Origin of the sequence: Paraburkholderia sp. GAS206C (assembly GCF_050435645.1) — a bacterium.
Taxonomy (GTDB): Bacteria; Pseudomonadota; Gammaproteobacteria; order Burkholderiales; family Burkholderiaceae; genus Paraburkholderia; species Paraburkholderia phenazinium_B.
Genome location: NZ_JBNDKR010000004.1, coordinates 499,920 through 526,015, shown reverse-complemented (window position 1 = coordinate 526,015; position 26,096 = coordinate 499,920). Strand labels below are relative to the sequence as shown.

Here is a 26,096-nt window from a genome sequence, read left to right as displayed (position 1 = left end):
GAAAGCGGACAGACGCACGCAATGGCGTTGTTACAATAGCGGGTTATGGACTCTTCCCTGATACAGACCGTCGCGGTCTATGCGTTGCCCGTGATTTTTGCCATCACGCTTCACGAAGCGGCTCACGGCTACGTGGCGCGTCTCCTCGGCGACAATACCGCCTACGCGCTCGGTCGCGTTTCGTTCAATCCGATGCGTCACATCGACCCGCTCGGCACCATCGCGATTCCGCTGCTGCTCTACTTTGCGACCAGCGGAGCATTCATGTTCGGCTACGCGAAGCCGGTGCCCGTGGCCTTCGGCAATCTGCGCAATCCTCGTTGGGGCAGCCTGTGGGTCGCGTTGGCCGGTCCGATGTGCAATTTCTTGCAGGCGCTGGTCTGGGGCGTGATCGCCGTGGCGCTTGGTGTGGCGGGTGTTCAAGAGCCCTTTTTCACGCGCATGGCCGCCGCAGGCGTTGGCGTCAATCTGGTGCTCGGCGTGATCAATCTGTTTCCCTTGCCGCCGCTCGATGGCGGGCGCGTGCTGACCGCGCTGCTGCCGCCGCGCCAGGCCATTGCGCTGGCGCGCCTCGAGCCGTATGGTTTCTTTATCGTGATGGCGCTGGTGATGACGGGCCTCCTGACCCGCTTCTGGCTGAGCCCGCTCGTTGGTCTCGGCTATGACGCCGTGACCGCCATCCTGACTCCTATCGCTTCGCTCTTTCAATAAAATCATGTTCCCTGACCGTATCTTCTCCGGCATGCGGCCTACCGGCTCCCTGCACCTCGGCCACTATCACGGTGTGCTAAAAAACTGGGTGCGCCTGCAGTCCGAATATCCGTGCTTTTTCTGCGTCGTCGACTGGCACGCGCTCACGACGCACTATGAGACGCCCGAGGTCATCGAAAAGAACGTCTGGGAAGTGCTGATCGACTGGCTGGCTTCCGGCATCGATCCGGCCCAGGCCACGCTGTTCATCCAGAGCAAGGTGCCGGAGCATGCCGAACTGGCGCTGCTGCTCGGTATGAGCACGCCGCTCGGTTGGCTCGAACGCGTGCCGACCTACAAGGAGCAGATGGAGAAGCTGAAGGACAAGGACTTGTCCACCTACGGCTTCCTCGGCTACCCGGTGCTGATGGCGGCGGACATTCTGCTGTATCGCGGTTCGCTCGTGCCGGTCGGCGAGGACCAGGTGCCGCACGTCGAGATGACGCGTGAAATCGCGCGGCGCTTTAACTACCTGTACGGCCGCGAGCCGGGCTTTGAAGAGAAGGCCAACGAGGCGGCGAAGAAGCTGGGCGGCAAGCGCTCGAAGCTCTATCACGAGCTGCGCAACGCCTACCAGCAGGAAGGCGACGACGAAGCGCTCGAACAGGCCCGCGCGATGCTGCAGGAGTCGCAGAGCCTGTCGATGAACGACCGCGAGCGGCTGTTCGGCTACCTCGAAGGCTCGCGCAAGATCATCCTCGTCGAGCCGCAAGCCATGCTGACCGAGGCGTCGCGCATGCCGGGCCTCGATGGTCAGAAGATGTCGAAGTCTTACGGTAATACCATCGGCCTGCGGGAAGATTCGGAAACCATCACGAAGAAAGTTCGCACGATGCCAACCGACCCGGCCCGCGTGCGCCGTACCGATCCGGGCGATCCCGACAAATGCCCGGTGTGGCAGTTGCACCAGGTCTACACAGACGAAACCACCCACGAGTGGGTGCAAAAGGGTTGCCGCTCGGCCGGAATTGGCTGTCTGGATTGCAAGCAGCCGGTGATCGAAGGCATTCTGCGCGAACAGCAGCCGATGCTCGAACGCGCGCAAAAGTACATGGACGATCCGTCGCTGCTGCGTGCGATCGCCGCCGACGGCTGCGACAAGGCCCGCAAGTTCGCCACCGAAACCATGCGCGATGTGCGTGAGGCAATGGGACTCTCGTACAATTGACGTCGCTGGCGCAACGGGTGCGTCCGGCACGAACCGCGCGCAGCGCTTTTTGCAGGCCATGAGCGAATCCGCATCCGCTGCTTCTGCCAACTCTGAGGCTTCTCCGGCCGCCGTCGCAGCTCACGCTTCGCTCGGCGAGCCGTCGCGCTGGGTATGTCACTGGACACATCTCGTGGCGCCGGGCGGCGCGGTGCTCGATGTGGCGTCGGGAACAGGTCGGCACGCGCGCTGGTTTGCCGGGCACGGCCATCCGGTGAGCGCGCTCGATCGCGATGCGGCAGCACTCGCCGCCATGCGGGACGAGCCCCGAATTACGACGCTCGTGGCCGATCTCGAAGGCGCGCCCTGGCCGCTGCCCGACGATGCGAAATTTGCCGCGGTGGTGGTGACGAACTACCTGCATCGTCCGTTGTTCCCGAACCTGCTGGCGGCGCTCGCGCCGGGCGGCGTGCTGATTTACGAGACCTTCGCGCAGGGCAACCAGACGGTTGGCAAGCCGTCCAACCCGGCGTTCCTGCTTGCGCCGGGCGAGCTGCTCGACGTGGTACGGCCGCGTCTGCGGGTGGTCGCGTTTCAGGACGGTTTTCTTGCGCAGCCGCGTCCGGCGTACGTTCAGCGGATCTGCGCAATTCTGGAGGCGCAGCCGGCTTCCGGCGACACTCAGGCATTACCCCAGCCTTGTTACGAACTGGCTAGCTAATCCGCTACAATCGCGGTTTACTGATTAAATTCATGGCGTTTCATGACCAACGGCATTCAAAGCGGCAGCAGTAACGGCCCTCAGATTCGCGGCAGCATTCCGGCCATCATCACCCCGATGCTCGAAGACGGCAGCCTCGACCTGCCGGCGTTCCGCAAACTGATCGACTGGCATATCGAAGAGGGTACGAACGCGCTCGTCGTAGTGGGCACGAGCGGCGAATCGGCTACCTTGTCGGTCGAAGAGCACGTGCTGATGGTCAAAACCGCTGTGGAACACACGGCGGGCCGCATTCCGGTGATCGCCGGCTCCGGTGGCAATTCCACCACTGAGGCGATCGAGCTGACGCAGCAGGCCCGTGAAGTCGGCGCGGACGCGACGCTGCAAGTCGTGCCGTACTACAACAAGCCGACCCAGGAAGGTATTTACCGCCATTTCGCCAAGATCGCCGAAACGGTCGATCTGCCGGTGATTCTGTACAACGTGCCGGGTCGCACGGTGGCGGATATGTCTAACGAAACGATCCTGCGCTGCGCGCAGGTGCCGGGCATCGTGGGCGTGAAGGAAGCGACGGGCAATATCGACCGCGCCGCTCACCTGATCAAGTCGGCACCCGCGCACTTTGGCATTTACAGCGGCGACGATCCGACGGCGATCGCGCTGATGTTGCTGGGTGGCCACGGCAATATTTCCGTGACCGCGAACGTAGCACCGCGCGACATGAGCGAGTTGTGCAAGGCCGCTCTGGCAGCCGACGCAAAGACCGCGCGTGAGATTCACCTGAAACTCCTGTCGCTGCACAAGAACCTCTTCATCGAATCGAATCCGATCCCGGCGAAGTGGGCTTTGCAGCAACTGGGGCGCGTGCAAGGCGGAATCCGCCTGCCGCTCACCCCGCTCGATGCGCGCTACCACGAAGTGGTGCGTGCGGCGCTGCGCGAAGCGGGTTTGCTCAGCTGAGTGGTTTCAGCACCGAGCAGCCCGTCACCGGCATTTTTTTAACCGACGTCGATATCGCCCGCGTTCCCGGCATTGAACCAGGCACCGCGTTCCAGCTTCACGAAGGACCTCATGAAACGTTCCGCACTTTCCCTCCACGCAACCCGCATGGCGGCGCTGGCGCTTGCCCTGGTGACGCTCGCCGGCTGTGACACGCTGAACGACTGGTTTGCGTCCGATCGCGTCAACTACAAGGGTGCAGGCACGGCCCCACCGCTGAACGTGCCGAGCGATCTGCAGGCCCAGCAGACCCAGCAGAAGTACGTCGCCCCGCCGGCCAACCTGGCGCTTGGCGGCGCGCCGACGCGCGTGGCCACGAGCGCCGGCAATTCGGTCGAAGGCGTACCGAGCGCGCGGGACCCGCTCGGCATGCACATCGAGCGCGACGGCGATCACCGCTGGCTGGTTGTCGACGGCCGGACGCCGGAGCAGTTGTGGCCGCAGATCGAGGATTTCTGGCAGGAAAACGGCTTTGCGCTGAAGAGCGACACGCCGAACACCGGCATCATGTCGACCGACTGGGCCGAGAACCGCGCCAACATCCCGGACGACTGGTTCCGCAACTCGATCGGCAAGCTGGTCGATTTCGCTTACTCGTCGGGTACCCGCGACAGCTTCCGCACCCTCGTGTCGCACGGCCCGGACGGCGCCACGGATATTTCGATCACGCATAGCGCGATGGAAGAAATGCTGACCGGACAGGACAAGACGTCGTCGCGCTGGGTGGAGCGTCCGCGCAATCCGGTGCTGGAAGCGCTGTTCCTTGCCAAGCTGATGCAGAAATTCGGCCTGACCGATGCGCAGTCGAAGCAACTGCTGACGGATGCTCGCCCGGCTACCGCACCGGTTACGGTGGACATGACGGCTGGCGGTGCAACCCTCGACCTGCAGGAGTCTTTCGACAGCGCGTGGCTGCGTGTGGGCCTCGCGCTTGACCGTACGAACTTCGCCGTGGACAACCGCGATCGCCAGAAGGGCATTTACTACGTGCGCTATTCAGACGCGGCGCAGGAGCTGAAGAAGGAAGGTCTCTTCGGCAAGCTGTTCAGCGGCGGTTCGAACAAGCCTGCACCGGAATTCCTCGTCAACGTGCGACCGAAGGGCGATGCGCTGACGCAGGTGGCGGTGGTCGACGCCAACGGTCAGGTGGATACCTCGTCGGACGCGCAGCACATTGTTTCGCTGCTGCATGCGCAGCTGAACTAAGACGAACCGTGCGGTTCGCCAGCCTGGGAAGCGGCAGTGAAGGCAATGCCTTGCTGGTGGAAGTGCACAGCGGCACAACCACCACGCGCGTATTGCTCGACTGCGGTTTCTCGGCAAAAGAACTCGAACGCCGGTTAGCGCGTCTCGGGTTGGGCGTCGAATCTCTCGACGCCATTCTGATTACTCACGAGCATAGCGACCACATCGGCAGCGCCTTGACGCTGGCCCGCAAGTGGTCGATTCCGCTGCACATGAGCTGGGGCACGGCGCGCGCTGTGGGCGCCGACGAGGCTGAGGTCGACCTGCATGTGTTGTGGGGCGACGAGGCTGTTGCGATCGGCGACCTGAGCGTGCTGCCCTATACCGTTCCGCACGATGCCCGCGAACCTTTGCAATATGTCCTGTCGGACGGCGCGAGCCGGCTGGGCGTGCTGACCGACGTCGGCACGTCGACGCCGCACATCAGTGCCGTGCTGAGCGGCTGCGACGCGCTGGTGCTCGAATGCAATCACGACGTGCGCATGCTGGCGGCGAGCCGCTATCCGCAATCGCTGAAGGCGCGTATTGGCGGCAACCATGGCCACCTGAACAACGAAGCGGCGGCAGAAATTCTCGCCTCGCTCGATCGCTCGCGCTTGCGTCATCTGATCGCGGCGCATCTGAGCCAGCAGAACAATACGCCGGCACTCGCGCAAGCTGCTATGGCGGGCGTGCTAGGCGCGGCAGCGGTCGAGGTAGTGGTGGCCTCGCAGGACGACGGCTTCGACTGGCTGAGCCTTTGATTCACCGATTCCGGGCCTGTGCATCGTCGCATACCTGCAAGCCAGAGCGAGCGCCCAAAAGAAAACGCCCATGACGGTCAAAGGTCATGGGCGTTTTTCATGCGACTCGTAAAAACCGAGCTTTACGTCTATTACTGCTGGTTACGGCTTCTGCCTCTCAGGCTTGCGGACCACTCGTCTGGGTCGCGCTTACCGCGCCGCGCCTGGTTGCGCGTGCACGTTACGCTTAATTACGGTTGCCGCCGAAGATACCCAGCAGCGCCAGCAGATTCACAAAAACGTTATACAGGTCCAGATAAATTGCCAGCGTAGCGGTGATGTAGTTCGTCTCGCCGCCGCGCACAACGCGCTGGATGTCGAACAGCATGTAGGCCGAGAAGATCACGATGGCCATGACCGATACGGTCAGCATGAGCGCTGTCAGGTGCAGAAACATGTTGGCGACCATCGCCAGCAGCAGCACGATCACACCCACGAACAGCCACTTGCCAAGACCCGAAAAGTCACGCTTGCTGACCGTGGCGACAGTTGCCATTGCTGCGAAGATCACACCCGTGCCACCAAACGCGAGCATGATCAGCGACGGGCCGTTCGAGAAGCCGAGGATGAAGCTCAGCATGCGCGAAAGCATCAGGCCCATGAAGAACGTGAAGCCGAGCAGCACGAATACGCCGGCTGCGCTGTCTTTGGTGCGCTGGATGGCGAACATGAAGCCGAAAGCAATGGCGAAGAACGCCAGCATGCTCATGGCCGGGCTAGTGGCCGCGAACAGCGAGAAACCGGTGACGACGCCAACGTACGCCCCCAGCACCGTCGGCACCATGGACAGCGCCAGCAGCCAGTAGACGTTGCGTAGCACGCGGTTGCGGGATTCAGCCGTGGCGACAGCGCCGTTGCGGCCGAAACTATAGGGATGTTCGTTCATGGTTTCTCCTTGCGTCAGGCGCATTAACTCGCCGTGGTTTTGCAGCGCCGGCCAGCAAGTTTGCGGCCGGTCGCTTGATCTGTACAACCCTAAGATTAGCGCCGTGGCAGGGAGTTTCAATAGCCCGCGCGGTCCTCTTAAGATAAATACCGACTCCCCGTTGGAGTCTTTCAATGCCGTAAGGGTTCAATCGCAATCATACATGGGAACATGCTACAATAGCGGATTCATTTGAATCTGTAACCTCTTAATTTTCTGGAGTTTTTATGGCGATCGAACGCACCCTGTCGATTATCAAGCCGGACGCAGTGGCAAAGAACGTGATCGGGCAGATCTACAGCCGTTTCGAAAACGCTGGACTGAAGATCATCGCTTCGCGCATGGTCCATCTGTCGCGTGCTGATGCAGAGAAGTTCTACGCTGTGCACGCTGCACGTCCGTTCTTCAAGGACCTCGTTGACTTCATGATTTCGGGCCCGGTGGTCGTGCAGGCGCTCGAAGGCGAAAACGCTATTCTGAAGCATCGCGACCTGATGGGCGCAACGGACCCGAAGAAGGCAGAAAAGGGCACTATCCGCGCTGACTTCGCTGACAGCATCGACGCGAACGCCGTGCACGGTTCGGATGCTCCGGAAACGGCCAAGGTCGAGATCGCGTTCTTCTTCCCGGAAGTCAACGTTTACTCGCGCTAAGCGCTCCGCGAAGTAGTAAGGTAAAGCAGCAGGAACGGGCGCGAACGGCACATGCGTTCATGCAGCTTGTTGCATGAACGGAAAGTCTCGCACTGAAATGGCAGGATTCGATATGACGAGTAGTCCAACCGTCAACCTTCTCGATCTGGACGCCCAGGGGCTCGTCGCCTATTGCGACAGCCTGGGCGAGAAGCCGTTTCGCGCCAAACAATTGCAGCGCTGGATCCACCAGTACAACGCTGCAGACTTCGACGGCATGACCGATCTCGCGAAGTCGTTGCGCGAAAAGCTCAAAGGTCGTGCCACGATCGCGATGCCCGGCATCGTCAGCGATCACATCTCCAGCGACGGCACACGCAAGTGGCTGGTCGACGTCGGTAACAGCAACGCGGTCGAAACCGTCTACATCCCCGAAGAAACGCGCGGCACGCTGTGCGTGTCGTCGCAGGCCGGGTGCGCGGTCAACTGCCGGTTCTGTTCCACCGGCAAACAAGGTTTCTCACGCAATCTCACCACGGCCGAAATCATCGGCCAGCTCCGCATGGCTGAATTTGCGCTGCGCGCGTCGCGCGGCGCGGCCGGTGGCCGGGCGGTGGGAGGCGACGGCAAGGGCGAGCGGGTCGTCACGAACGTCGTGATGATGGGCATGGGCGAGCCGCTCCTGAATTACGACGCAGTGGTGCCGGCCATGCGCCTGATGCTCGACGACAACGCGTACGGCCTGTCGCGCCGGCGTGTCACGTTGTCCACCTCGGGCGTCGTCCCCATGATGGACCGGCTCGGCGCTGATCTGCCGGTGGCGCTGGCGGTTTCGCTGCATGCGCCTACGGATCCGCTGCGCGACATGCTGGTGCCGCTCAACAAGAAATATCCGCTGCGTGAACTGATGGCCGCCTGTCAGCGCTATCTGAAAGTTGCGCCGCGCGATTTCATTACGTTTGAATACTGCATGCTCGACGGCGTCAACGACAGCGAGGCGCAGGCGCGCGAGCTGCTCGCCGTGACGCGCGACGTGCCGTGCAAATTTAACCTGATTCCGTTCAATCCGTTCCCGGAGTCCGGGCTGCTTCGCTCGAAGCCGGAACAGATCAAGCGGTTTGCGCAAGTGCTGATGGATGCGGGCGTTGTTACCACGATCCGCAAGACGCGCGGTGACGACATCGACGCGGCGTGCGGTCAATTGGCGGGGGCGGTGCAGGATCGCACGCGGCTCGCTGAACGTAGCGGCAAGGCGGCCAGGGTGATCGAGGTCCGCGCAGTGTGAGCACGGCGGCGGGGAGCGCGAATCGCGAAGCTGCGAGTCGCTAAAAAACCCGCTGTGCCGCATGGAATTGAAAAGAAAGTTTGCAGAAGCGATCGGAAGCGGCACATGAGGCCGCACATTTTGTTATAAACGGTCTGCGTAACTGGCCCGAGGCATGCTGCCCGGCGGTTCTCGCACGAGTGAAAAAGAATCGACGCGAAAGGATTTGGGATGAGTGAGCCGCAGCACCCGCACCCGCAGGATACAGGGACCGACACGGGCCATCCGGCGCCGGCAGCCACGCGCGCAGCCGTGGTGCAGCCTGCTGTGCAGACGGGGTTGGACTCGCTGATGGCGGTGGGAGCGCGACTGACGCAGCTCCGCGAATCGAAGAACTGGTCGATCGACGACGTGTCGGCCAGGCTGAAGGTGTCGTCGGCGAAACTGCGCGCGCTTGAGTCGGGCGATATCAGCCAGTTGCCGGATACGACCTTCGCGCTCGGCGTGGTGCGTAGCTACGCCAAGATGCTCGGCGCCGATCCGGCACCTTTCACGCAGGCGTTGCGCCGCGAAAAGGGCGTGCCTGCGCCGGATCTGTCGATGCCCGCGTCTTCGGGGCGCGATCTGCCGCGTGGCCGGGTTTCGCTGTCGCTGGGCGGCAGCAGTGGCGGTCAGAAGCATCGCTCGTGGCTGTGGGGAATCGCAGCGGTGATCGTCGCGGTCATCGCATTGGGCATGTGGCATACGAACGGCGGCGATTCGTCAGCATGGCTGGCGCGCTTGCGGGCCACGGCCAATAGCGCGGCGGGTAACAACGCAAACGGCGCGTCGGGCGCAGTGGCGCAAGGGCAGGCGGCGGGCTCCGAAGCCGTGGCGGACGAGGCGGCACCCGCTGCGTCGGCGCCGGATCAAAACCAGCCGGCAGCAACGGATAACGCAGCGTCGGCCGTGCAGATGCCGACGCCGTTGCCGATGGCTGACGGCGCGAGCTCGGCGGCGCCGGCTGTGGCGACCCCGGCGGCTCCGAAGGCAGCATCACAGGCCCAGGCCGCGACGAAGGCCGCCAGCGCACCGGTGGTAGCGACGACGGCCAACGGCGCGTCCGATGCTGTACAGGCTGCGGCGGGCGAGTCGGTTGTGGCGCTGCGCGTCACCCAGGATAGCTGGTTCAGCGTGCGGCAGAGCGACGGCAAGGAGTTGTTCTCCGGCCTCGTGCACGCAGGCGACAGCAAGGAAATTTCCGGCGTTGGACCTTTCAAGGTCACGGTCGGTAACAAGGCAGGGCTCGATTCGATGACGCTCGACGGTCAACCGGTCGACCCCGCGAAATATGCATCCGCCAAAGGCAATGTGGCGCGCATGACGCTGCCTTGATAAGGTGCGCGCCGCGGCCCTCGTGGCTCGCGGCGCTTTTTCAATTCGTGCGGCGTGCGTGTTGCGTGGCGCATGCGGCGTAAATGGGTTTTTCGATGCACTCCGAAGCTCAATCCCAAAGCAGCAGTCAGATTTCTTCGAACGAGCCGGTGTTCGGCGGTCATGCACCGCGTCGTTCGTCGCACGCGGTCGACGTCCGTTGGGCCGGCAATCTCGTGACGATCGGTGGCGACGCACCGGTGCGCGTCCAGTCGATGACCAACACCGATACCGCGGATGCGATCGGCACGGCCATTCAGGTCAAGGAACTGGCGCAGGCCGGTTCGGAACTGGTACGCATCACGGTCAATACGCCGGAGGCGGCAGCGGCCGTGCCGGCCGTGCGCGATCAGCTCGACCGCATGGGCGTGTCGGTGCCGCTCGTCGGCGACTTTCATTACAACGGTCACCTGCTGCTGCGCGATTACCCCGCGTGTGCGGAGGCGCTGTCGAAGTACCGGATCAATCCGGGCAACGTCGGCCACGGCGCGAAGCGCGACACGCAGTTCGCGCAGATGATCGAAGCTGCCATCCAGTACGACAAGCCGGTGCGTATTGGCGTCAACTGGGGCAGTCTGGATCAGGACCTGCTCGCGAAGATGATGGACGAAAACGCCGCGCGTTCCACTCCGTGGGAAGCGCAGAGCGTGATGTACGAAGCGCTGATCCAGTCGGCGATCGGCTCGGCCGAGCGCGCCGTGGAACTGGGCCTGGCGCGCAACAAGATCATCTTGTCGTGCAAGGTAAGCGGCGTGCAGGATCTGATCGCCGTGTATCGCGAACTCGCGCGCCGTTGCGAATTCGCGCTGCACCTGGGCCTGACCGAAGCCGGCATGGGATCGAAGGGCATCGTGGCGTCGACGGCCGCGCTGTCGGTGCTGCTGCAACAGGGTATCGGCGACACGATCCGTATCTCGCTGACGCCGGAACCGGGTGGCCCGCGTACCGGCGAAGTGATCGTCGGCCAGGAAATCCTGCAGACCATGGGCCTGCGCTCGTTCACGCCGATGGTCATCGCCTGCCCCGGCTGCGGCCGCACCACCAGCACGCTGTTCCAGGAACTCGCCTCGCAGATCCAGACCTATCTGCGTCTGCAGATGCCGGTATGGCGCGACCAGTATCCTGGCGTCGAGAAGATGCACGTCGCGGTGATGGGCTGCATCGTGAATGGCCCGGGCGAGTCGAAGCAGGCCAACATCGGCATCAGCCTGCCGGGCTCGGGTGAGAATCCGGCTGCACCGGTGTTCATCGACGGCGAGAAAGTGAAGACGCTGCGTGGCGAGCACATCGCCGAAGAATTCCAGCAAATCGTGAGCGATTACGTCGAGCGTACTTACGGCCGCGCGACCGCGCTCAACTGAGAAGTATCAAGCGAATACAGATGACTGAACAGAAGAAAAAGCTCGAGAAATTGTCCGGTGTGAAGGGCATGAACGACATCCTCCCGCAGGAAGCAGGGTTGTGGGAGTTTTTCGAAACGACCGTCAAGTCGATGCTCCGTTCTTACGGATACCAGAATATTCGCACACCGATCGTCGAGCATACGCAACTGTTCACGCGCGGTATCGGCGAGGTGACGGACATCGTCGAGAAGGAGATGTACAGCTTTACCGATGCGCTGAACGGTGAAAACCTGACGATGCGTCCGGAAAATACCGCTGCCGTCGTGCGCGCTTCGATTGAACACAACATGCTGTACGACGGTCCAAAGCGCTTGTGGTACGTCGGTCCGATGTTTCGCCACGAGCGTCCGCAGCGCGGCCGTTATCGCCAGTTCCATCAGGTGGGTGTCGAGGCGTTGGGTTTTGCGGGTCCAGATGCCGACGCTGAAATCATCATGATGTGCCAGCGTTTGTGGGATGACCTCGGCCTGACCGGGATTCGCCTCGAAATCAATTCGCTCGGGCTCGCGGAAGAACGCGCGGCACATCGCGTCGAATTGATCGCGTACCTCGAAAAGCACATGGGCGTGCTCGACGAAGAAGCGAAGCGCCGCCTCTACACGAACCCGCTGCGCGTGCTGGATACGAAGAACCCGGCCATGCAGGAAGTCGCGCAGAACGCACCGAAGCTGATCGATTTTCTCGGTGATGCGTCGCGCGCGCATTTCGAAGGACTGCAACGCATCCTGAAGTCGAACAATCTGCCGTTCAAGATCAACCCGCGTCTCGTGCGCGGTCTCGATTACTACAATCTGACCGTGTTCGAATGGGTGACGGACAAGCTTGGTGCGCAGGGCACCGTGGCCGCCGGCGGTCGCTACGATCCGCTGATCGAGCAGCTCGGCGGCAAGCCGACGGCCGCTTGCGGTTGGGCCATGGGCGTCGAGCGCATACTCGAGCTTCTGAAGGAAGAGAACCTCGTGCCGGAGGATGAAGGTTGCGATGTGTATGTGGTCCATCAGGGCGACACGGCGCGCGAGCAGGCCTTCATCATCGCCGAGCGGCTGCGCGACACCGGTCTCGACGTCATCCTGCACTGCAGTGCGGATGGCCAGACGGCGAGCTTCAAATCGCAGATGAAGCGTGCCGATGCAAGCGGCGCGGCCTTCGCAGTGATTCTCGGCGAAGACGAGATCGCCAGCGGCACGGTAGGTGTGAAGCCGCTGCGCAATGCGGGTCAGGACGGTGGTAAGAGCGAGCAACACAACGTGCCGGCCGAAGACTTGACCGAATTTCTAATCAATGCGATGGTTGCATCCGCCGAAGACGGCGACGACTGATTGCGATGTCGTCGGCCATGCGGTTCGACACATACAAGGTAATAAAAGAGAAGGGATCGCCTGGCGATGAGTTACCACGACGAACAAGAATCAATTGAAGGTCTGAAGGCCTGGTGGGCCCAGTGGGGCAATTCCACGACGTGGATCGTGCTGGTGGCGCTGCTTGCGTCCGCTGGCTGGAACGGCTGGAACTACTGGCAGCGGCATCAGGCTGCGGAAGCCGCCGTGCTGTACGACCAGGTGCAACAGGCTGTGACGGCCGGCGACAAGGCCCAGGTGGCCCGCGTGGCCGGCGACATGGAAGACAAGTTCGGCGGCACCGCGTATGCGCAGATGACCGCGCTGGCCGCGGCCAAGGCGCTCTACGCAGCCGGCGACGAAGCCGGTGCGAAGGCGCAGTTGCAATGGACCGTCGACCATGCCAAGGACGACGAATTCAAGCAGATCGCGAAGCTGCGTCTGGCTTCCCTGCTGCTCGACGACAAGGCTTACGACCAGGGTCTGGCGCTGCTCGCCGAACCGCAGTCCGACGCGTTCAAGGGCGTCGTGGCGAATGGCCGTGGCGACCTGCTCGCAGCTCAGGGCAAGCGCGCCGATGCACGTACGGCCTATCAGCTCGCGCTCGATTCGCTGCCGAAGTCCGATACATCCTCGCGCCAGCTGATCCAGTTCAAGCTGGACGCGCTGGGCGGTTGAACGTCGTATGACGCTCAACCAGTCCCATTTGATCAATCTCCCTAAATGCAACGTCAACCGATGAATCTGCTGAAACGCTACGCTGTGCCCGTTGCCTGTGCGATGACCGTGCTCATGATGACGGCTTGCTCATCCACGAAGGACGAGCGCCGCGTGCCGACGCCGCTCACCGAGTTCAAACCCGTGCTGAACGTGCAGCAGGTCTGGAAGGCCAGTGTCGGTAAGGCAGGGCGCTATCTGTTCTCGCCGGTGGCGGTCGGCAACTTCGTGTACGCCGCAGGCGCGAACGGCTCGGTCGCGAAGATCGACGCGCAGACCGGCAAGGATGTCTGGCGTATCAAGATCGGCAGCGACCTGTCGGCAGGTGTCGGCAGCGACGGAACGCTGACTGCGGTCGGCGCGCTCAAGGGCCAGGTGTACGTGCTCGACGAGAACGGCAAGCAGTTGTGGAAGAACACGGCGCCTGGTGAGATCATCTCGCCGCCGCTGGTGGGTAACGGCTTTGTGGTGGTGCGCACGGTGGACGGCCAGATCACGGCGTTCAACGCGCAAACCGGCGAGCAGAAGTGGGTGTACCGCAACCGCGCGGTGCCGCTCAATCTGCGCGTGTCGGCAGGCATGACGTTCGCGGGTGGCCAGGCGGTGCTGGCCGGCTTCCCTGGCGGCACGTTCGCAGCGATCAACGTGCAGACGGGCGATACCTTCTGGGAAACGCCGGTGTCCTATCCGAAGGGCGTGACGGAAGTCGAGCGGATCAATGACGTGACCGGGCCGCCCACGCTGGTCGACGCGCAAACCTGTGCCGTGACGTTCCAGGGGCAGGTTGGCTGTTTCGACGCGAACTCGGGCCGTCCGTTGTGGGAAAAGGCGTTCTCGAGCACGAGCGGTATTGCGCAGGACGAATCGACGGTGGTCGGTGCAGACGACTGGTCGGTCGTCAACGCGTTCGACGCGACGAGCGGCAAGCAGTTGTGGACCAACGACAAGCTGAAGAACCGCGAACTGAGTGTGCCGTTCCTGCTGGGCCACGCCGCGGTGATGGGCGATTACCAGGGTTTCGTGCATTTCCTCTCGCGTGACGACGGTACGCTCGTCGCACGGATGCCGACCGATGGCACAGCGATTACCGCCGCGCCGGTGCTGGCGGGCGAAACGCTCGTCGTCCAGACGCACGACGGCGACATCTACGGCTTCCGTCCGCGCTAAACGCGGCGAGAGGCTTACGCGGTACCGCGCGCAGGCCGGCTTAGCCGGCCGCGCGCGTTTTTAGTTGTATCCTGGGCGGTGCACGTCACCGTCCGCTTCGTGGGTTTGCGGCGGCATAGGCTTGCCGCGGGTGCGAAAGCGGAGCCGTCCGCAACACCTGGAACCCGGCGGCGCTGCGGCGCCGCCCATATAGCCAGCCCGACGTCCGCCTGGACGGGCATATTTGCCGCACGTCCGGGGCCGGCCGAATTCGTGATAATTTGCGTCAAACGCAGCCGCGACGCGGCCGCATGGCGTCGCGCGCGGGGTGATCGATCCCGGCCTCGCGTTTCACCGTGAACAACATCTGATGAAACCCGTAATTGCCCTTGTGGGGCGCCCCAATGTGGGGAAATCCACGCTATTCAACCGTCTCACGCGCTCGCGTGATGCGCTCGTTGCCGACCTGCCGGGTCTCACACGCGATCGCCACTACGGCGAAGGCCGCACCGGCGAGCGCCCGTACCTCGTGGTGGACACCGGCGGTTTCGAACCGGTCGCCAAAGACGGCATCCTCCATGAGATGGCGCGCCAGACCCGTCAGGCAGTTGAAGAATCGGACATCGTCGTGTTCATTGTTGACGGCCGCAATGGTCTCGCGCCACAGGACAAGTCGATTGCCGACTATTTGCGCAAGGTTGGCCGGCCGATTTTCCTCGTCGTCAACAAGGCCGAGGGGATGAAGTACAGCGCGGTCGCCGCGGACTTCTACGAGCTCGGGCTCGGCGATCCGCGCGCCATTTCGGCGGCGCACGGCGACGGCGTGACCGAGATGATCAACGATGCGCTGGAAGTCGCATACGCGGGTCAACCGGAAGAGAGCGACGAGGAAAAGGCTGCGCGCGGCATCAAGATCGCCATCGTGGGCCGCCCGAACGTCGGCAAGTCGACGCTGATCAACGCGCTCGTCGGCGAGGAGCGCGTGATTGCGTTCGACATGCCCGGCACCACGCGCGATTCGATCTACGTGGATTTCGAGCGTCAGGGCAAGCCCTACACGCTGATCGACACCGCTGGCCTGCGCCGTCGCGGCAAGGTGTTCGAAGCCATCGAGAAGTTCTCTGTGGTGAAGACGCTGCAGTCCATCTCGGACGCGAACGTCGTGATCCTGCTGCTCGACGCCCGTCAGGACATCTCCGACCAGGATGCGCACATTGCCGGTTTCGTGGTGGAGCAGGGCCGCGCGCTAGTTGTTGGCGTAAACAAATGGGATGGTCTCGACTCGCATGTGCGCGAGCGCACCAAAGCGGATCTGGAGCGCAAACTAAAATTTCTCGACTTTGCGAAATTTCACTTTATTTCAGCGGCCGAAAAGTCGGGGATTGGGCCGTTGATGCGCTCGGTTGACGACGCCTATGCGGCGGCCATGTCCAAGCTGCCGACACCGAAATTGACGCGCGCACTGATCGACGCAGTCGAATTCCAGCAGCCGCGCCGGCGGGGTCCGGTTCGTCCGAAGCTGCGTTATGCGCACCAGGGAGGCCAAAACCCGCCAATTATCGTGATTCACGGCAATGCGCTCGACGCGATCACGGAAACGTATAAACGCTACCTCGAAAATCGCTTCAGGGAAACTTTCGGGCTGACTGGGACTCCATTGCGCATAGAGTTCAGATCGTCGACGAACCCTTACGCGGACAAAGGCTGAAACCCGCGTGTGTGTTGGGTTTGGCCGGATGGCCAGGTCACTCGCGCAAAAACGAAAATCGGCTATAGTGTAGCGGTTGACGGCGGATTTCTTTTTCTTCGTCGTCAATTTAGTCAACCTGCAAAAAAATACGGAGTTTGCTATGAGCAACAAAGGGCAATTGTTACAAGACCCGTTTTTGAACGCACTGCGTAAAGAGCATGTGCCGGTGTCGATCTATCTGGTCAACGGCATCAAGCTTCAAGGGAACATCGAATCGTTCGACCAGTACGTCGTGTTGCTCCGGAATACGGTTACCCAGATGGTCTACAAGCACGCCATTTCCACTGTCGTGCCTGCCCGCCCGGTAAATTTCCACCCGGATTCCGAACAGTCCTAACCTCTCGTCGCGGCCGGCGTAGTGTCGCCCGTTGGCGATCTCTCCCGGCCGCTTCATTTTGATACCCTCCAATTTGACCAACGCAGCGCTTGTCGGCATCGACTTCGGTAAGATCGATTTCGAAGCCAGTCTCGAAGAACTCAGCCTGCTCGCGCAAAGCGCGGGCGCGACTCCCCTCGTTACCCTCACCGGACGCCGCTCCAGTCCCGATGCCAAAATGTTTGTCGGCAGCGGCAAGGCGGAAGAACTGCGTCTTGCGTGCGAGGCGAACGACATTGAACTCGTCATCTTCAATCACGCGCTTGCGCCGGCCCAGCAACGTAATCTGGAGCAGGCGCTTAACAGGCGCGTGATCGACCGCACGAGTCTGATTCTCGATATTTTTGCGCAGCGCGCCCGCAGCCATGAAGGCAAGCTGCAGGTCGAGCTCGCACAATTGCAGTACCTGTCCACGCGGCTGATCCGCGCATGGACCCACCTGGAGCGGCAAAAAGGCGGTATCGGTTTGCGCGGTCCGGGTGAAACGCAGCTTGAAACCGACCGCCGGCTGATCGGCGAGCGCATCAAGGCGTTGAAGACGCGGCTCGAAAAACTGCGCCGCCAGCACGGCACGCAGCGGCGCGCGCGCGAGCGCAACCGCACGATGTCGGTGTCGCTGGTCGGTTATACGAACGCGGGCAAGTCCACGCTGTTCAATGCGCTCACGAAGGCGCAGGCGTATGCGGCGGACCAGTTGTTCGCCACGCTCGACACGACCTCGCGGCGCGTCTATCTCGGCGACGAGGTGGGGCAGGTGGTGGTGTCCGATACGGTCGGCTTTATCCGCGAGTTGCCTCACCAGCTGGTGGCAGCGTTTCGCGCCACGCTGGAAGAAACGATTCACGCCGATCTGCTGCTGCACGTCGTGGATGCATCGAGCGCCGTGCGCCTCGACCAGATCGATCAGGTCAACGAGGTGTTGCACGAAATCGGTGCCGACACAATCCGCCAGGTGCTGGTGTTCAACAAGATCGACGCCGTGCCCGAGCTGGCGGCCCGAGGCGACACGGTTGAGCGGGATGAGTATGGTAATATTTCGCGCGTCTTTTTGAGCGCGCGCACCGGGCAGGGACTGGAGACACTGCGCGCTGCCATCGCCGAAATCGCGGCTGCCGACACTCTTCCCGACGTGCAGCATGCAGAGCCAAACGCGCCACAAGCGCCGGAAGAAGGCTGGCCTGCAGAATCACGTGACGACCGCAAGGTCCCCGAACTCGGGCACTGACCCGTTCCAAATTGCACTGACCCGCTGTCTACTCTGGTGAACGAACACAGGTGAACGATTACAACGTGCGGAGTATCTGGCTGCGCCTGCGCGCCACTCTTTCGATGAACGATCCGCGCTGGGGCCGGGGTGACGGCAATGGCGACCGGCAACGTCCGAACGACCCGAAGCGTCCGCAGAACGGCAAGGATGGCGATGGTCCGCCCGATCTCGACGAGATGTGGCGCGATTTCAATCGCCGCCTGAGCAGCATGTTCGGCCGCAAGGGTACGGGTGGCGGCGCAGGCCGCCCTGACAATGGGCGCGGTGCGCGTATCGGTGTAGGTATCGTCATCGGCGTGCTGATCGCCATTTATCTCGGCAGCGGTGTGTTCGTGGTGCAGGACGGCCAGGCCGGCGTCGTAACCCAGTTCGGCAAGTATCGCTATACCGCGGCGCCGGGCGTGCACTGGCGTCTGCCGTATCCGTTCGAAGCGCACGAGCTCGTCAATGTCGGCGACGTGCGTTCGGTGGAGATTGGCCGCAACAATATCGTGCGTATGGCGAACGTCAAGGACGCCGCGATGCTCACGCATGACGCAGACATCGTCGATGTGCGTTTTGCCGTGCAGTACCAGGTGCGTAGCGCGACGGACTATCTGTTCCGCAGTGTCGACCCCGACCAGAGCGTGACGCTCGCCGCGCAGGCGGCCGTGCGCAGCATTGTCGGCGCGCGCAGCACCGACGATATCCTCTATCAGGATCGCGAAGCAATTCGCCAGCAACTCACCGATGCGATCCAGCATTCCCTGGACGAATCGCAGACCGGTCTCGTCGTGACCGGTGTGACGATTCAAGGTGTGCAGGCGCCTGAGCAGGTGCAGGCCGCATTCGACGACGCAGCGAAAGCGCATCAGGACCGCGAACGCGCCAGGGCTGATGCTCAGGCGTATGCCAACGACCTGTTGCCGCATGCGCAGGCTGACGCGGCGCGCCTCGTCGACCAGGCCAAGACCTACAGCGACCAGGTGGTGGCGCAGGCGCAAGGCGATGCCGAGCGCTTCAAGCAGGTCTACGAGCAGTATTCAAAAGCGCCGGCGGTGATCCGTGAGCGCATGTACCTGGATACCATGCAGCATATCTATTCGAATTCGACGAAGGTATTTGTCGACAGCAAAGCCGGTAACAACGTGATGTACCTGCCGCTCGACAAGCTGGTCGAGGCCACCCGTCAGCATGCTGCCGATGCTGCTGCGGCGAGCGCTGCTTCCGGCAGCTCGGCCGGTTCCGCCGTCGGCCTGAACCAGGGTGCGCAAAGTACTCAGGGAGCCCAGGGCACGCAGGATAGCCAGGCCGCGAGCAATACCCCCGCACCTGCCGCAGCGGCCTCGGCCTCGGCGGCCGCGGCCGCGAGCCCGGCCAGCGAGGCCGACGCTGCCAGCGATCCGCTGCGCTCGCGCGACGCGTTCCGCAGCCGCGGCCGCGAAGACGACATCCAATGAGGCGCGCGAACATGAATCGAATCATTGCGCTCATCGTCGTTGTCGTCCTTCTGCTGTTTGCGGCATCGTCGACGGTATTCGTGGTCGATCAGCGTCATATGGCGGTGCTGTCCGGACGCGGTGACGCGACTCCCGAGCTGCTCGGCCCGGGGCTGCATGCAAAGCTGCCGCCCCCGCTGCAAACACTGATGTTGGTGGACAGCCGGATCCAGACGCTCGATACGCCGGATGAAGACCGCTTCGTCACGTCTGACAAAACCGACTTGCTGGTCGACTCCGTGATCAAGTATCGCGTGACCGACCCGCTCAAGCTGTTCGACCAGACCAAGGGCGACGAACAGACGTTGCCGGACCGGCTCGCCTTGTTGTCGCGCAGTGCGCTCGGCGATGCGTTTGCAAAGGTTACGCTGTCCGACGCCCTCGCCAAACAGCAGGCGCTTGCGGACGACGCGCGTGGCGCCATGTCCGCCGCGGCGGCGTCGCTAGGCGTGGAAGTGATCGACGTCCAGTTGGCCCGGATCGATTTCCCGGCTGCGATGGCTGACTCAGTCTACAAGCGCATGAGCGCCGCGCGCGAGCAGGCGGCCAGTGCAGAGCGCGCCAAGGGCGTGGCCGAGGCCGATCAGATCAAGGCCGACGCGGCCAACCGGCAGCAGGCGCTGCTCGCGGACGCGTATCTGCAGGCGCAGACGATCAAGGGCGAGGGTGACGGCAAGGCCGCCTCCATCGCCGCCGACGCATATGGCCGCGATCCCCAGTTCTACCAGTTCTACCAGAGCATGCTGGCTTACCGGAACACCTTCAAGCCGAACGACGTGATTGTGGTCGATTCGAGCAGCGAGTTTTTCCGCTTCATGCGTAGCCCGGACGGTGAAATGTCACCGGACGCCGCCGCGGCAGCGCGCAAACACTGATTACTGGAGCGCCGCGGCACACGTATCGCGGCACCGCCACTCGCATGGATATAGCCGGCTCGTTATTGCTTGCGATCGCATTGATGCTGATCATCGAGGGGATGTTCCCCTTCGTTTTTCCGAGCGCCTGGCGCGACACGTTCCGTAAAATGTCGGAACGCCCGCCGCAGCAGATCCGCATTGGCGGACTGATTGTGATGGCGCTGGGGCTGATACTGCTATTTATCGTCACCTGAAGGCGCAAGCGGTTCGGGTTGCGATTTGGCGCGGGGCGCGCGTCGCCTGCCGGCGCTGCCGCCACCGCATGCATGTACGCATGCCCCGGCTGGCCATTCACTCTCAATTACCGGCGCGGCGAGGCGCCGTGTTCACCGTCGTAGGACTGTATCGATGTCGACCTGGTTACTTCCCGAGAATATCGCCGACGTGCTGCCGTCGGAAGCCCGCAAGATCGAAGAGTTGCGGCGTCATCTGCTGGACCGTTTTCGAGTTTACGGCTACGAGATGGTCATGCCGCCGCTGCTCGAGTACCTCGAGTCGCTGCTGACGGGCGGGGGCCACGACCTCAATCTGCGCACTTTCAAGCTGGTCGACCAGTTGTCGGGCCGCACGCTGGGCCTGCGCGCCGACATGACGCCGCAGGTGGCGCGCATCGACGCGCACCTGCTGAACCGTCAGGGCGTGACGCGCCTGTGTTATGCCGGCAACGTTCTGCACACGCGTCCGCGTGGCCTGCATGCCACGCGCGAACAGATCCAGATCGGCGCGGAAATCTACGGCCACGCCGGGCTCGAAGCAGACCTTGAAATCCAGCAGTTGATGCTCGACGCGCTGCGTCTGGCGGGTCTCGCGAAGGTTCGTCTGGACCTGTGCCATGCGGGCGTGCTGGCGGCCCTGATCGACGCCGAACCGGCTGCGCAGGCTTTGGGTGAATCGCTCTATGAAGCGCTCGCCGGCAAGGACGTGCCGCGTCTGGCGGAATTGACGACTGAACTTACGCCGGTAGTTCGCGATGCGCTGCGTGCGTTGCCGTCACTCTATGGCGACGCATCCGTGCTGGAGGAAGCGCGCGAGCGTCTGCCTGGCACACCGGAAATTGCCCGCGCACTCGACGATCTCGCGTTCCTCGCCAGCCAGGTCGAGGGTGCGGAAGTGATGATCGATCTCGCTGACCTGCGTGGCTATGCGTACCACAGCGGCGTGATGTTTTCGGCCTACGTGGACGGCGTGCCGAACGCGGTCGCGCGTGGTGGCCGTTACGACCACGTCGGCCAGGCATATGGCCGGGCCCGCGCAGCGACCGGTTTTTCGCTCGACCTGCGTGAAGTGGCGCGTATTTCGCCGGTCGAAGCGCGCAGCAGCGCGATCCTCGCGCCGTGGCAGCACGACGACGCCCTGCGCGCCAGCGTGGCCGCATTGCGCGATGCGGGCGAAGTGGTGATCCAGGCGCTGCCGGGTCACGATCACGCGCTCGATGAATTTGCCTGCGACCGCGTGTTGGTCGAGCGCAACGGCGCATGGGTCGTCGAACCCCACGCGTGAGCGGCGAAACCTGAGCGGCAAAACGTTCGCCAGAACGAACGCAAAGAGATCGATGCGGTGAGCCGCCGCATCACTTCGATATACCTAAGATAACGTCCATACCGTTGAGCGGAAACGGAAAAATTCGGAAGCTTCCGCGAACATAGGTAGAATACGTTTTTAACCAGCATACGAAACAACATGTCTGCCAGCGCTGCGAATGTGAACCCCGGACGTAACGTCGTCGTCGTGGGAACCCAATGGGGTGATGAAGGCAAGGGCAAGATCGTCGACTGGCTGACGGACCACGCTCAAGGCGTCGTTCGCTTCCAGGGCGGTCACAATGCCGGTCACACGCTTATCATCGGCGGCAAGAAAACCATCTTGCGTCTGATTCCGTCGGGCATCATGCATCCCGGCGTGGCGTGCTACATCGGCAATGGCGTCGTGTTGTCGCCGGAAGCGCTGTTCAAGGAAATTGGCGAGCTCGAATCCGCCGGCGTGGATGTGCAAAAGCGCCTCTTCATTTCCGAAGCCACCACCCTCATCCTGCCGTATCACGTTGCCATCGACCAGGGCCGCGAAAAGCGCCGTGGCGCGGCCAAGATCGGCACCACCGGCCGTGGCATCGGCCCGGCTTACGAAGACAAGGTGGCGCGCCGCGGCTTGCGCGTGCAAGACCTGTTCGATCCGGAAAGCTTCGCCGAACGTCTGCGTGAAAATCTCGATTACCACAACTTCGTGTTGACGAAATACCTGGGCGTCGATGCGGTCGACTTCCAGCAAACGCTCGATACGATGCTGAGCTACGCCGACCGTCTGAAGCCGATGGTCACGGACGTATCGCGTCGCCTCTACGACGAAAACGCCAAGGGCAACAACCTGCTGTTCGAAGGCGCACAAGGCACGCTGCTCGACATCGACCACGGCACGTATCCGTTCGTCACCTCGAGCAACTGCGTGGCCGGTGCGGCTGCCGCGGGCGCGGGTGTCGGTCCGCAAAAGCTGAACTACATGCTCGGCATCACCAAGGCGTATTGCACGCGTGTCGGTTCGGGCCCGTTCCCGAGCGAACTGTACGATGCGGATAACGTCGATCGTCAGGACCAGATCGGTCTGACGCTGGCTACGGTTGGCAAGGAGTTCGGCTCGGTCACCGGCCGTCCGCGCCGCACTGGCTGGCTCGACGCCGCCGCGCTGCGCCGCTCGATCCAGATCAACGGCATCTCGGGCCTGTGCATCACCAAGCTCGACGTGCTCGATGGCCTCGACGAAGTGAAGCTGTGTGTCGGCTACAAGGTCGACGGCAAGGACTGCGATATCCTGCCGCGCGGTTCGACGGAAGTGGCGCGTTGCGTGCCGGTGTACGAGACTTTCGGCGGCTGGAAGGAAAGCACGGTCGGCATCAAGGAATGGGACAAGCTGCCTGCCAACGCGCGTGCTTATCTGACACGTGTGCAGGAAGTGGCTGGCGTGCCGATCGACATGGTTTCAACTGGCCCGGATCGTGACGAGACGATTCTGCTTCGTCATCCGTTCAAGGTTTAACTCATGACGCAGGGTGTACCGATGATTGCGATGAAAGACCCGCGCAATGACGACAAGAACCTGTGGGTTGGCTGGGACGAGTATCACCGCCTGATCGAACTGCTGGCACTCGCTGTGCACGATTCGGGCTGGAAGTTCGACAAGATCCTGTGCCTCGCACGCGGTGGTCTGCGCGTGGGCGATCAGCTCTCGCGTATCTACGATCTGCCGCTGGCGATCCTGGCCACCAGTTCGTACCGTGAAGCCGCGGGCACGGAGCAGGGCGAACTCGACATTGCCCAATACATCACGATGACGCGCGGCGAGCTGTCGGGCAACGTGCTGCTGGTCGACGACCTCGTCGACTCGGGCGTGACGCTGGCGCGCGTGCAGCAGCATCTGAAAGAGCGCTATCCGGCCATTACGTCGGTGCGCTCGGCCGTGCTCTGGTACAAGGGCTGCTCGAAGGTAAAGCCCGACTACCACGTGCAGTTTCTGCCCACCAATCCGTGGATTCATCAGCCGTTCGAGGAATGGGACACTGTGCGTCCGCATAATCTCGGCGCCTGGATCAAGCGCGGTACCGCGCAGGAATCCTCGGGTCAGTGATGGATGCCGGCTTGTCCGGCGTATGCGGCGAATGAGCAAGAACGGAGCCAGGTTAGGCTCCGTTTTTTTTCGCGCGCAGGTTGATGAGAAAGCGCCTGACAGCGCGATGACAAGCGGCTGACGGGTTCGTAGCACGGTGCTAAACTTCGCGGGCTGTCCACGTGGTGTACGCACAACAGGCCGGGGCGCTACCTTACAGTCAGTTTAGAATAGCGCTCGTTTTTTTCCGCTCAGGAACGGATACCTCGCGTTTATGACAGATACCCATCACGCGCACAAACAGCCTTTGCCTGCACTCGCACTGGCCGCGGTCGGCGTGGTATTCGGTGACATCGGCACGAGCCCGTTGTATTCGCTGAAAGAGGCGTTCAGCCCGGCGCACGGCATCCCGCTGACCGAACAATCCATCCTCGGTGTGATCTCGCTGCTGTTCTGGGCGATCGTGATCGTCGTCAGCATCAAGTACGTGCTGTTCGTGATGCGCGCCGATAACAACGGCGAGGGCGGTGTGCTGGCGTTGATGGCGTTGGCGTTACGCTCGGTCGATCCAAAGAAGAAGCTCGCGGGGCTGCTCGTGATGCTCGGTATCTTCGGCGCCTGCATGTTCTACGGCGATGCGGTGATCACGCCGGCCATCTCGGTGATCTCCGCGGTCGAAGGACTGGAGATCGCAGCGCCTAACCTGGCCCATCTGGTGTTGCCGCTCACCATCCTCATCCTGATCGTGCTGTTCTGGATCCAGCGGCACGGCACGGCCATGGTGGGGCGCCTGTTCGGACCGATCATGGTGGTCTGGTTCGCGGTGATCGGTGTGCTCGGCCTTGCGCATATCGTGCAGGCGCCCACCGTCATCCGCGCGCTCAATCCGTACTACGCCTATTCGTTCATGGCGGCGCACGTGCTGCAGGCGTATGTGGTGCTCGGCTCGGTAGTGCTGGTGCTGACCGGCGCCGAAGCGCTGTACGCCGATATGGGCCACTTCGGCGCCAAGCCGATCCGGCTGGCCTGGTACTGTCTCGTGATGCCTTCGCTGGTGATGAACTACTTCGGCCAAGGCGCGCTGCTGATGCACGACCCCAAGGCCATCGAAAACCCGTTCTTCCTGCTTGCGCCCGACTGGGCGCTGCTGCCGCTCGTGGTGCTCTCCACGGTGGCCACCGTGATCGCCTCGCAGGCGGTGATTTCCGGCGCCTATTCGTTGACGAGCCAGGCCATCCAGCTTGGCTATGTGCCGCGCATGAAGATCCTGCATACGTCGGATCTCGCGATCGGACAGATCTATGTGCCAGTGGTGAACTGGATGCTGCTCTTCATCATCCTGTGCATCGTGGTGGCCTTCAAGAGCTCGGACAATCTCGCGGCGGCGTACGGTATCGCGGTGACGGCTACGATGGTGATTACCACGATCCTCGCCTGCGTGGTGATGGTGAACGTGTGGAAGTGGAACAAGCTGGCGGTCGCGCTGATTATCGGCGGCCTGATGGTGGTCGATCTCGGCTTCTTCGGCGCGAATCTGCTGAAGGTCGAGGAGGGCGGCTGGCTGCCGTTGGGCATCGGCGCGTTGCTGTTTTTCCTGCTGATGACCTGGTTCAAGGGCAGGATGATCGTCAAGGAACGCACGGCCGCCGACGGTATTCCGTTGATGCCGTTCCTGCAGGGTTTGCTCGCGCATCCGCCGCATCGCGTGTCGGGCACGGCCATCTATCTGACGGGCAGCGACGTGCTGGTGCCGGTGAGTCTGCTGCACAACCTGAAGCACAACAAGGTGCTGCACGAGCGCACCATTTTCCTGACTTTCGCGACGCTCGATATTCCCTATGTTGAAGACGCGGATCGCGTCACGGTCAAAGAGATCGGCGGGGGACTGTTCCTGGTGAAGGCGGCATACGGTTTCAATGAGACGCCCGACGTGAAAGCGGTGATGACCGATGTGGGCCGCACGCACGATATGACCTTCGAACTGATGGATACGTCGTTCTTCCTCGCGCGGGAAACGGTTGTGCCGACACAATTGCCAGGGATGTCGGTGTGGCGCGAGCGGGTGTTCGCATGGATGCATCAGAACGCGGCCAAGCCGACCGATTTCTTCAGTATCCCGGCCAATCGTGTGGTGGAGTTGGGGACGAAGATCGAGATTTGAGTTTCGATGCCGTGCTTGCCGGGGTTGTTCTGCTGGCAGGGCGGTCAATGAAAAAGCCCACGCAGATCGCAT

24 protein-coding genes are annotated in these 26,096 nt (G+C 62.5%); 23 read left to right on the top strand and 1 reads right to left on the bottom strand.

Annotated elements, in window-relative coordinates; all coding sequences use genetic code 11:
• Positions 1-45: 45 nt before the first annotated feature.
• From P3T20_RS14465 to P3T20_RS14440, 6 genes are all read left to right on the top strand, one after another.
• Positions 46-711, top strand: a complete 666-nt coding sequence (locus P3T20_RS14465; RefSeq protein WP_074264179.1) for a site-2 protease family protein — start codon at positions 46-48, stop codon at positions 709-711.
• A 4-nt stretch (positions 712-715) separates the two neighbouring features.
• The gene (locus P3T20_RS14460) at positions 716-1,918 is read left to right on the top strand and encodes a tryptophan--tRNA ligase (protein WP_074264180.1); all 1,203 of its coding nucleotides are present in this window, start codon (positions 716-718) and stop codon (positions 1,916-1,918) included.
• 58 nt (positions 1,919-1,976) lie between these two features.
• Complete coding sequence (locus P3T20_RS14455; RefSeq protein ID WP_429287151.1) at positions 1,977-2,618, top strand: class I SAM-dependent methyltransferase; 642 nt, start codon at positions 1,977-1,979, stop codon at positions 2,616-2,618.
• A gap of 42 nt (positions 2,619-2,660) precedes the next feature.
• Positions 2,661-3,578, top strand: a complete 918-nt coding sequence (dapA, locus tag P3T20_RS14450) for a 4-hydroxy-tetrahydrodipicolinate synthase (RefSeq protein WP_429287150.1) — start codon at positions 2,661-2,663, stop codon at positions 3,576-3,578.
• Positions 3,579-3,689: 111 nt separating this feature from the next.
• Positions 3,690-4,823 carry an outer membrane protein assembly factor BamC gene (gene bamC / locus P3T20_RS14445; protein ID WP_429287149.1) on the top strand — a complete coding sequence of 378 codons (1,134 nt, stop codon included), beginning with the start codon at positions 3,690-3,692 and terminating at the stop codon, positions 4,821-4,823.
• 8 nt (positions 4,824-4,831) lie between these two features.
• Positions 4,832-5,605 carry an MBL fold metallo-hydrolase gene (locus tag P3T20_RS14440; protein ID WP_429287148.1) on the top strand — a complete coding sequence of 258 codons (774 nt, stop codon included), beginning with the start codon at positions 4,832-4,834 and terminating at the stop codon, positions 5,603-5,605.
• 226 nt (positions 5,606-5,831) lie between these two features.
• On the opposite strand, the gene P3T20_RS14435 is transcribed toward P3T20_RS14440, so the two are convergent.
• Positions 5,832-6,530, bottom strand: coding sequence for a Bax inhibitor-1/YccA family protein (locus tag P3T20_RS14435; protein WP_074264185.1), 699 nt, complete (start codon positions 6,528-6,530; stop codon positions 5,832-5,834).
• A gap of 266 nt (positions 6,531-6,796) precedes the next feature.
• Here P3T20_RS14435 and ndk point away from each other — a divergent pair, with 266 nt between their 5' ends.
• The 17 genes from ndk (at position 6,797) to P3T20_RS14350 (ending at position 26,024) form a co-directional block, all read left to right on the top strand.
• A complete protein-coding gene (gene ndk, locus P3T20_RS14430) occupies positions 6,797-7,222 on the top strand; it encodes a nucleoside-diphosphate kinase (RefSeq protein ID WP_074264186.1) in 426 nt (141 codons plus the stop codon).
• A 112-nt stretch (positions 7,223-7,334) separates the two neighbouring features.
• Positions 7,335-8,486 (top strand): 23S rRNA (adenine(2503)-C(2))-methyltransferase RlmN, encoded by a 1,152-nt coding sequence (gene rlmN, locus P3T20_RS14425; RefSeq protein ID WP_074266016.1) that lies wholly within the window; start codon positions 7,335-7,337, stop codon positions 8,484-8,486.
• Positions 8,487-8,696: 210 nt separating this feature from the next.
• A complete protein-coding gene (locus P3T20_RS14420) occupies positions 8,697-9,839 on the top strand; it encodes a helix-turn-helix domain-containing protein (RefSeq protein ID WP_074264187.1) in 1,143 nt (380 codons plus the stop codon).
• 83 nt (positions 9,840-9,922) lie between these two features.
• The gene (gene ispG / locus P3T20_RS14415) at positions 9,923-11,239 is read left to right on the top strand and encodes a flavodoxin-dependent (E)-4-hydroxy-3-methylbut-2-enyl-diphosphate synthase (RefSeq protein ID WP_074264188.1); all 1,317 of its coding nucleotides are present in this window, start codon (positions 9,923-9,925) and stop codon (positions 11,237-11,239) included.
• 20 nt (positions 11,240-11,259) lie between these two features.
• Entirely contained in the window at positions 11,260-12,600 is a 1,341-nt protein-coding gene (gene hisS, locus P3T20_RS14410) for a histidine--tRNA ligase (RefSeq protein WP_074264189.1), read from the top strand.
• A 66-nt stretch (positions 12,601-12,666) separates the two neighbouring features.
• On the top strand, positions 12,667-13,296 hold the full coding sequence (locus P3T20_RS14405) for a tetratricopeptide repeat protein (RefSeq protein WP_074264190.1): 630 nt from the start codon (positions 12,667-12,669) through the stop codon (positions 13,294-13,296).
• A 60-nt stretch (positions 13,297-13,356) separates the two neighbouring features.
• A complete protein-coding gene (gene bamB, locus P3T20_RS14400) occupies positions 13,357-14,502 on the top strand; it encodes an outer membrane protein assembly factor BamB (protein WP_074264191.1) in 1,146 nt (381 codons plus the stop codon).
• Between the two features lie 349 nt (positions 14,503-14,851).
• Complete coding sequence (der, locus tag P3T20_RS14395) at positions 14,852-16,189, top strand: ribosome biogenesis GTPase Der (RefSeq protein ID WP_074266017.1); 1,338 nt, start codon at positions 14,852-14,854, stop codon at positions 16,187-16,189.
• 142 nt (positions 16,190-16,331) lie between these two features.
• Positions 16,332-16,568 (top strand): RNA chaperone Hfq, encoded by a 237-nt coding sequence (gene hfq, locus P3T20_RS14390; RefSeq protein WP_006051315.1) that lies wholly within the window; start codon positions 16,332-16,334, stop codon positions 16,566-16,568.
• Positions 16,569-16,599: 31 nt separating this feature from the next.
• Positions 16,600-17,832 carry a GTPase HflX gene (hflX, locus tag P3T20_RS14385; RefSeq protein ID WP_254368816.1) on the top strand — a complete coding sequence of 411 codons (1,233 nt, stop codon included), beginning with the start codon at positions 16,600-16,602 and terminating at the stop codon, positions 17,830-17,832.
• Positions 17,833-17,882: 50 nt separating this feature from the next.
• Entirely contained in the window at positions 17,883-19,313 is a 1,431-nt protein-coding gene (hflK, locus tag P3T20_RS14380) for an FtsH protease activity modulator HflK (RefSeq protein WP_429287147.1), read from the top strand.
• 11 nt (positions 19,314-19,324) lie between these two features.
• A complete protein-coding gene (hflC, locus tag P3T20_RS14375) occupies positions 19,325-20,227 on the top strand; it encodes a protease modulator HflC (protein ID WP_074264194.1) in 903 nt (300 codons plus the stop codon).
• A 44-nt stretch (positions 20,228-20,271) separates the two neighbouring features.
• Positions 20,272-20,463: a DUF2065 domain-containing protein gene (locus P3T20_RS14370; protein WP_074264195.1), complete on the top strand. Its 192-nt coding sequence runs from the start codon at positions 20,272-20,274 to the stop codon at positions 20,461-20,463.
• A 154-nt stretch (positions 20,464-20,617) separates the two neighbouring features.
• A complete protein-coding gene (locus tag P3T20_RS14365) occupies positions 20,618-21,769 on the top strand; it encodes an ATP phosphoribosyltransferase regulatory subunit (RefSeq protein ID WP_074264196.1) in 1,152 nt (383 codons plus the stop codon).
• Between the two features lie 180 nt (positions 21,770-21,949).
• Entirely contained in the window at positions 21,950-23,296 is a 1,347-nt protein-coding gene (locus tag P3T20_RS14360) for an adenylosuccinate synthase (RefSeq protein ID WP_074264197.1), read from the top strand.
• A 3-nt stretch (positions 23,297-23,299) separates the two neighbouring features.
• A complete protein-coding gene (locus tag P3T20_RS14355; RefSeq protein WP_074264198.1) occupies positions 23,300-23,884 on the top strand; it encodes a phosphoribosyltransferase in 585 nt (194 codons plus the stop codon).
• Between the two features lie 253 nt (positions 23,885-24,137).
• A complete protein-coding gene (locus P3T20_RS14350) occupies positions 24,138-26,024 on the top strand; it encodes a potassium transporter Kup (protein ID WP_074264199.1) in 1,887 nt (628 codons plus the stop codon).
• Positions 26,025-26,096: the final 72 nt, after the last annotated feature.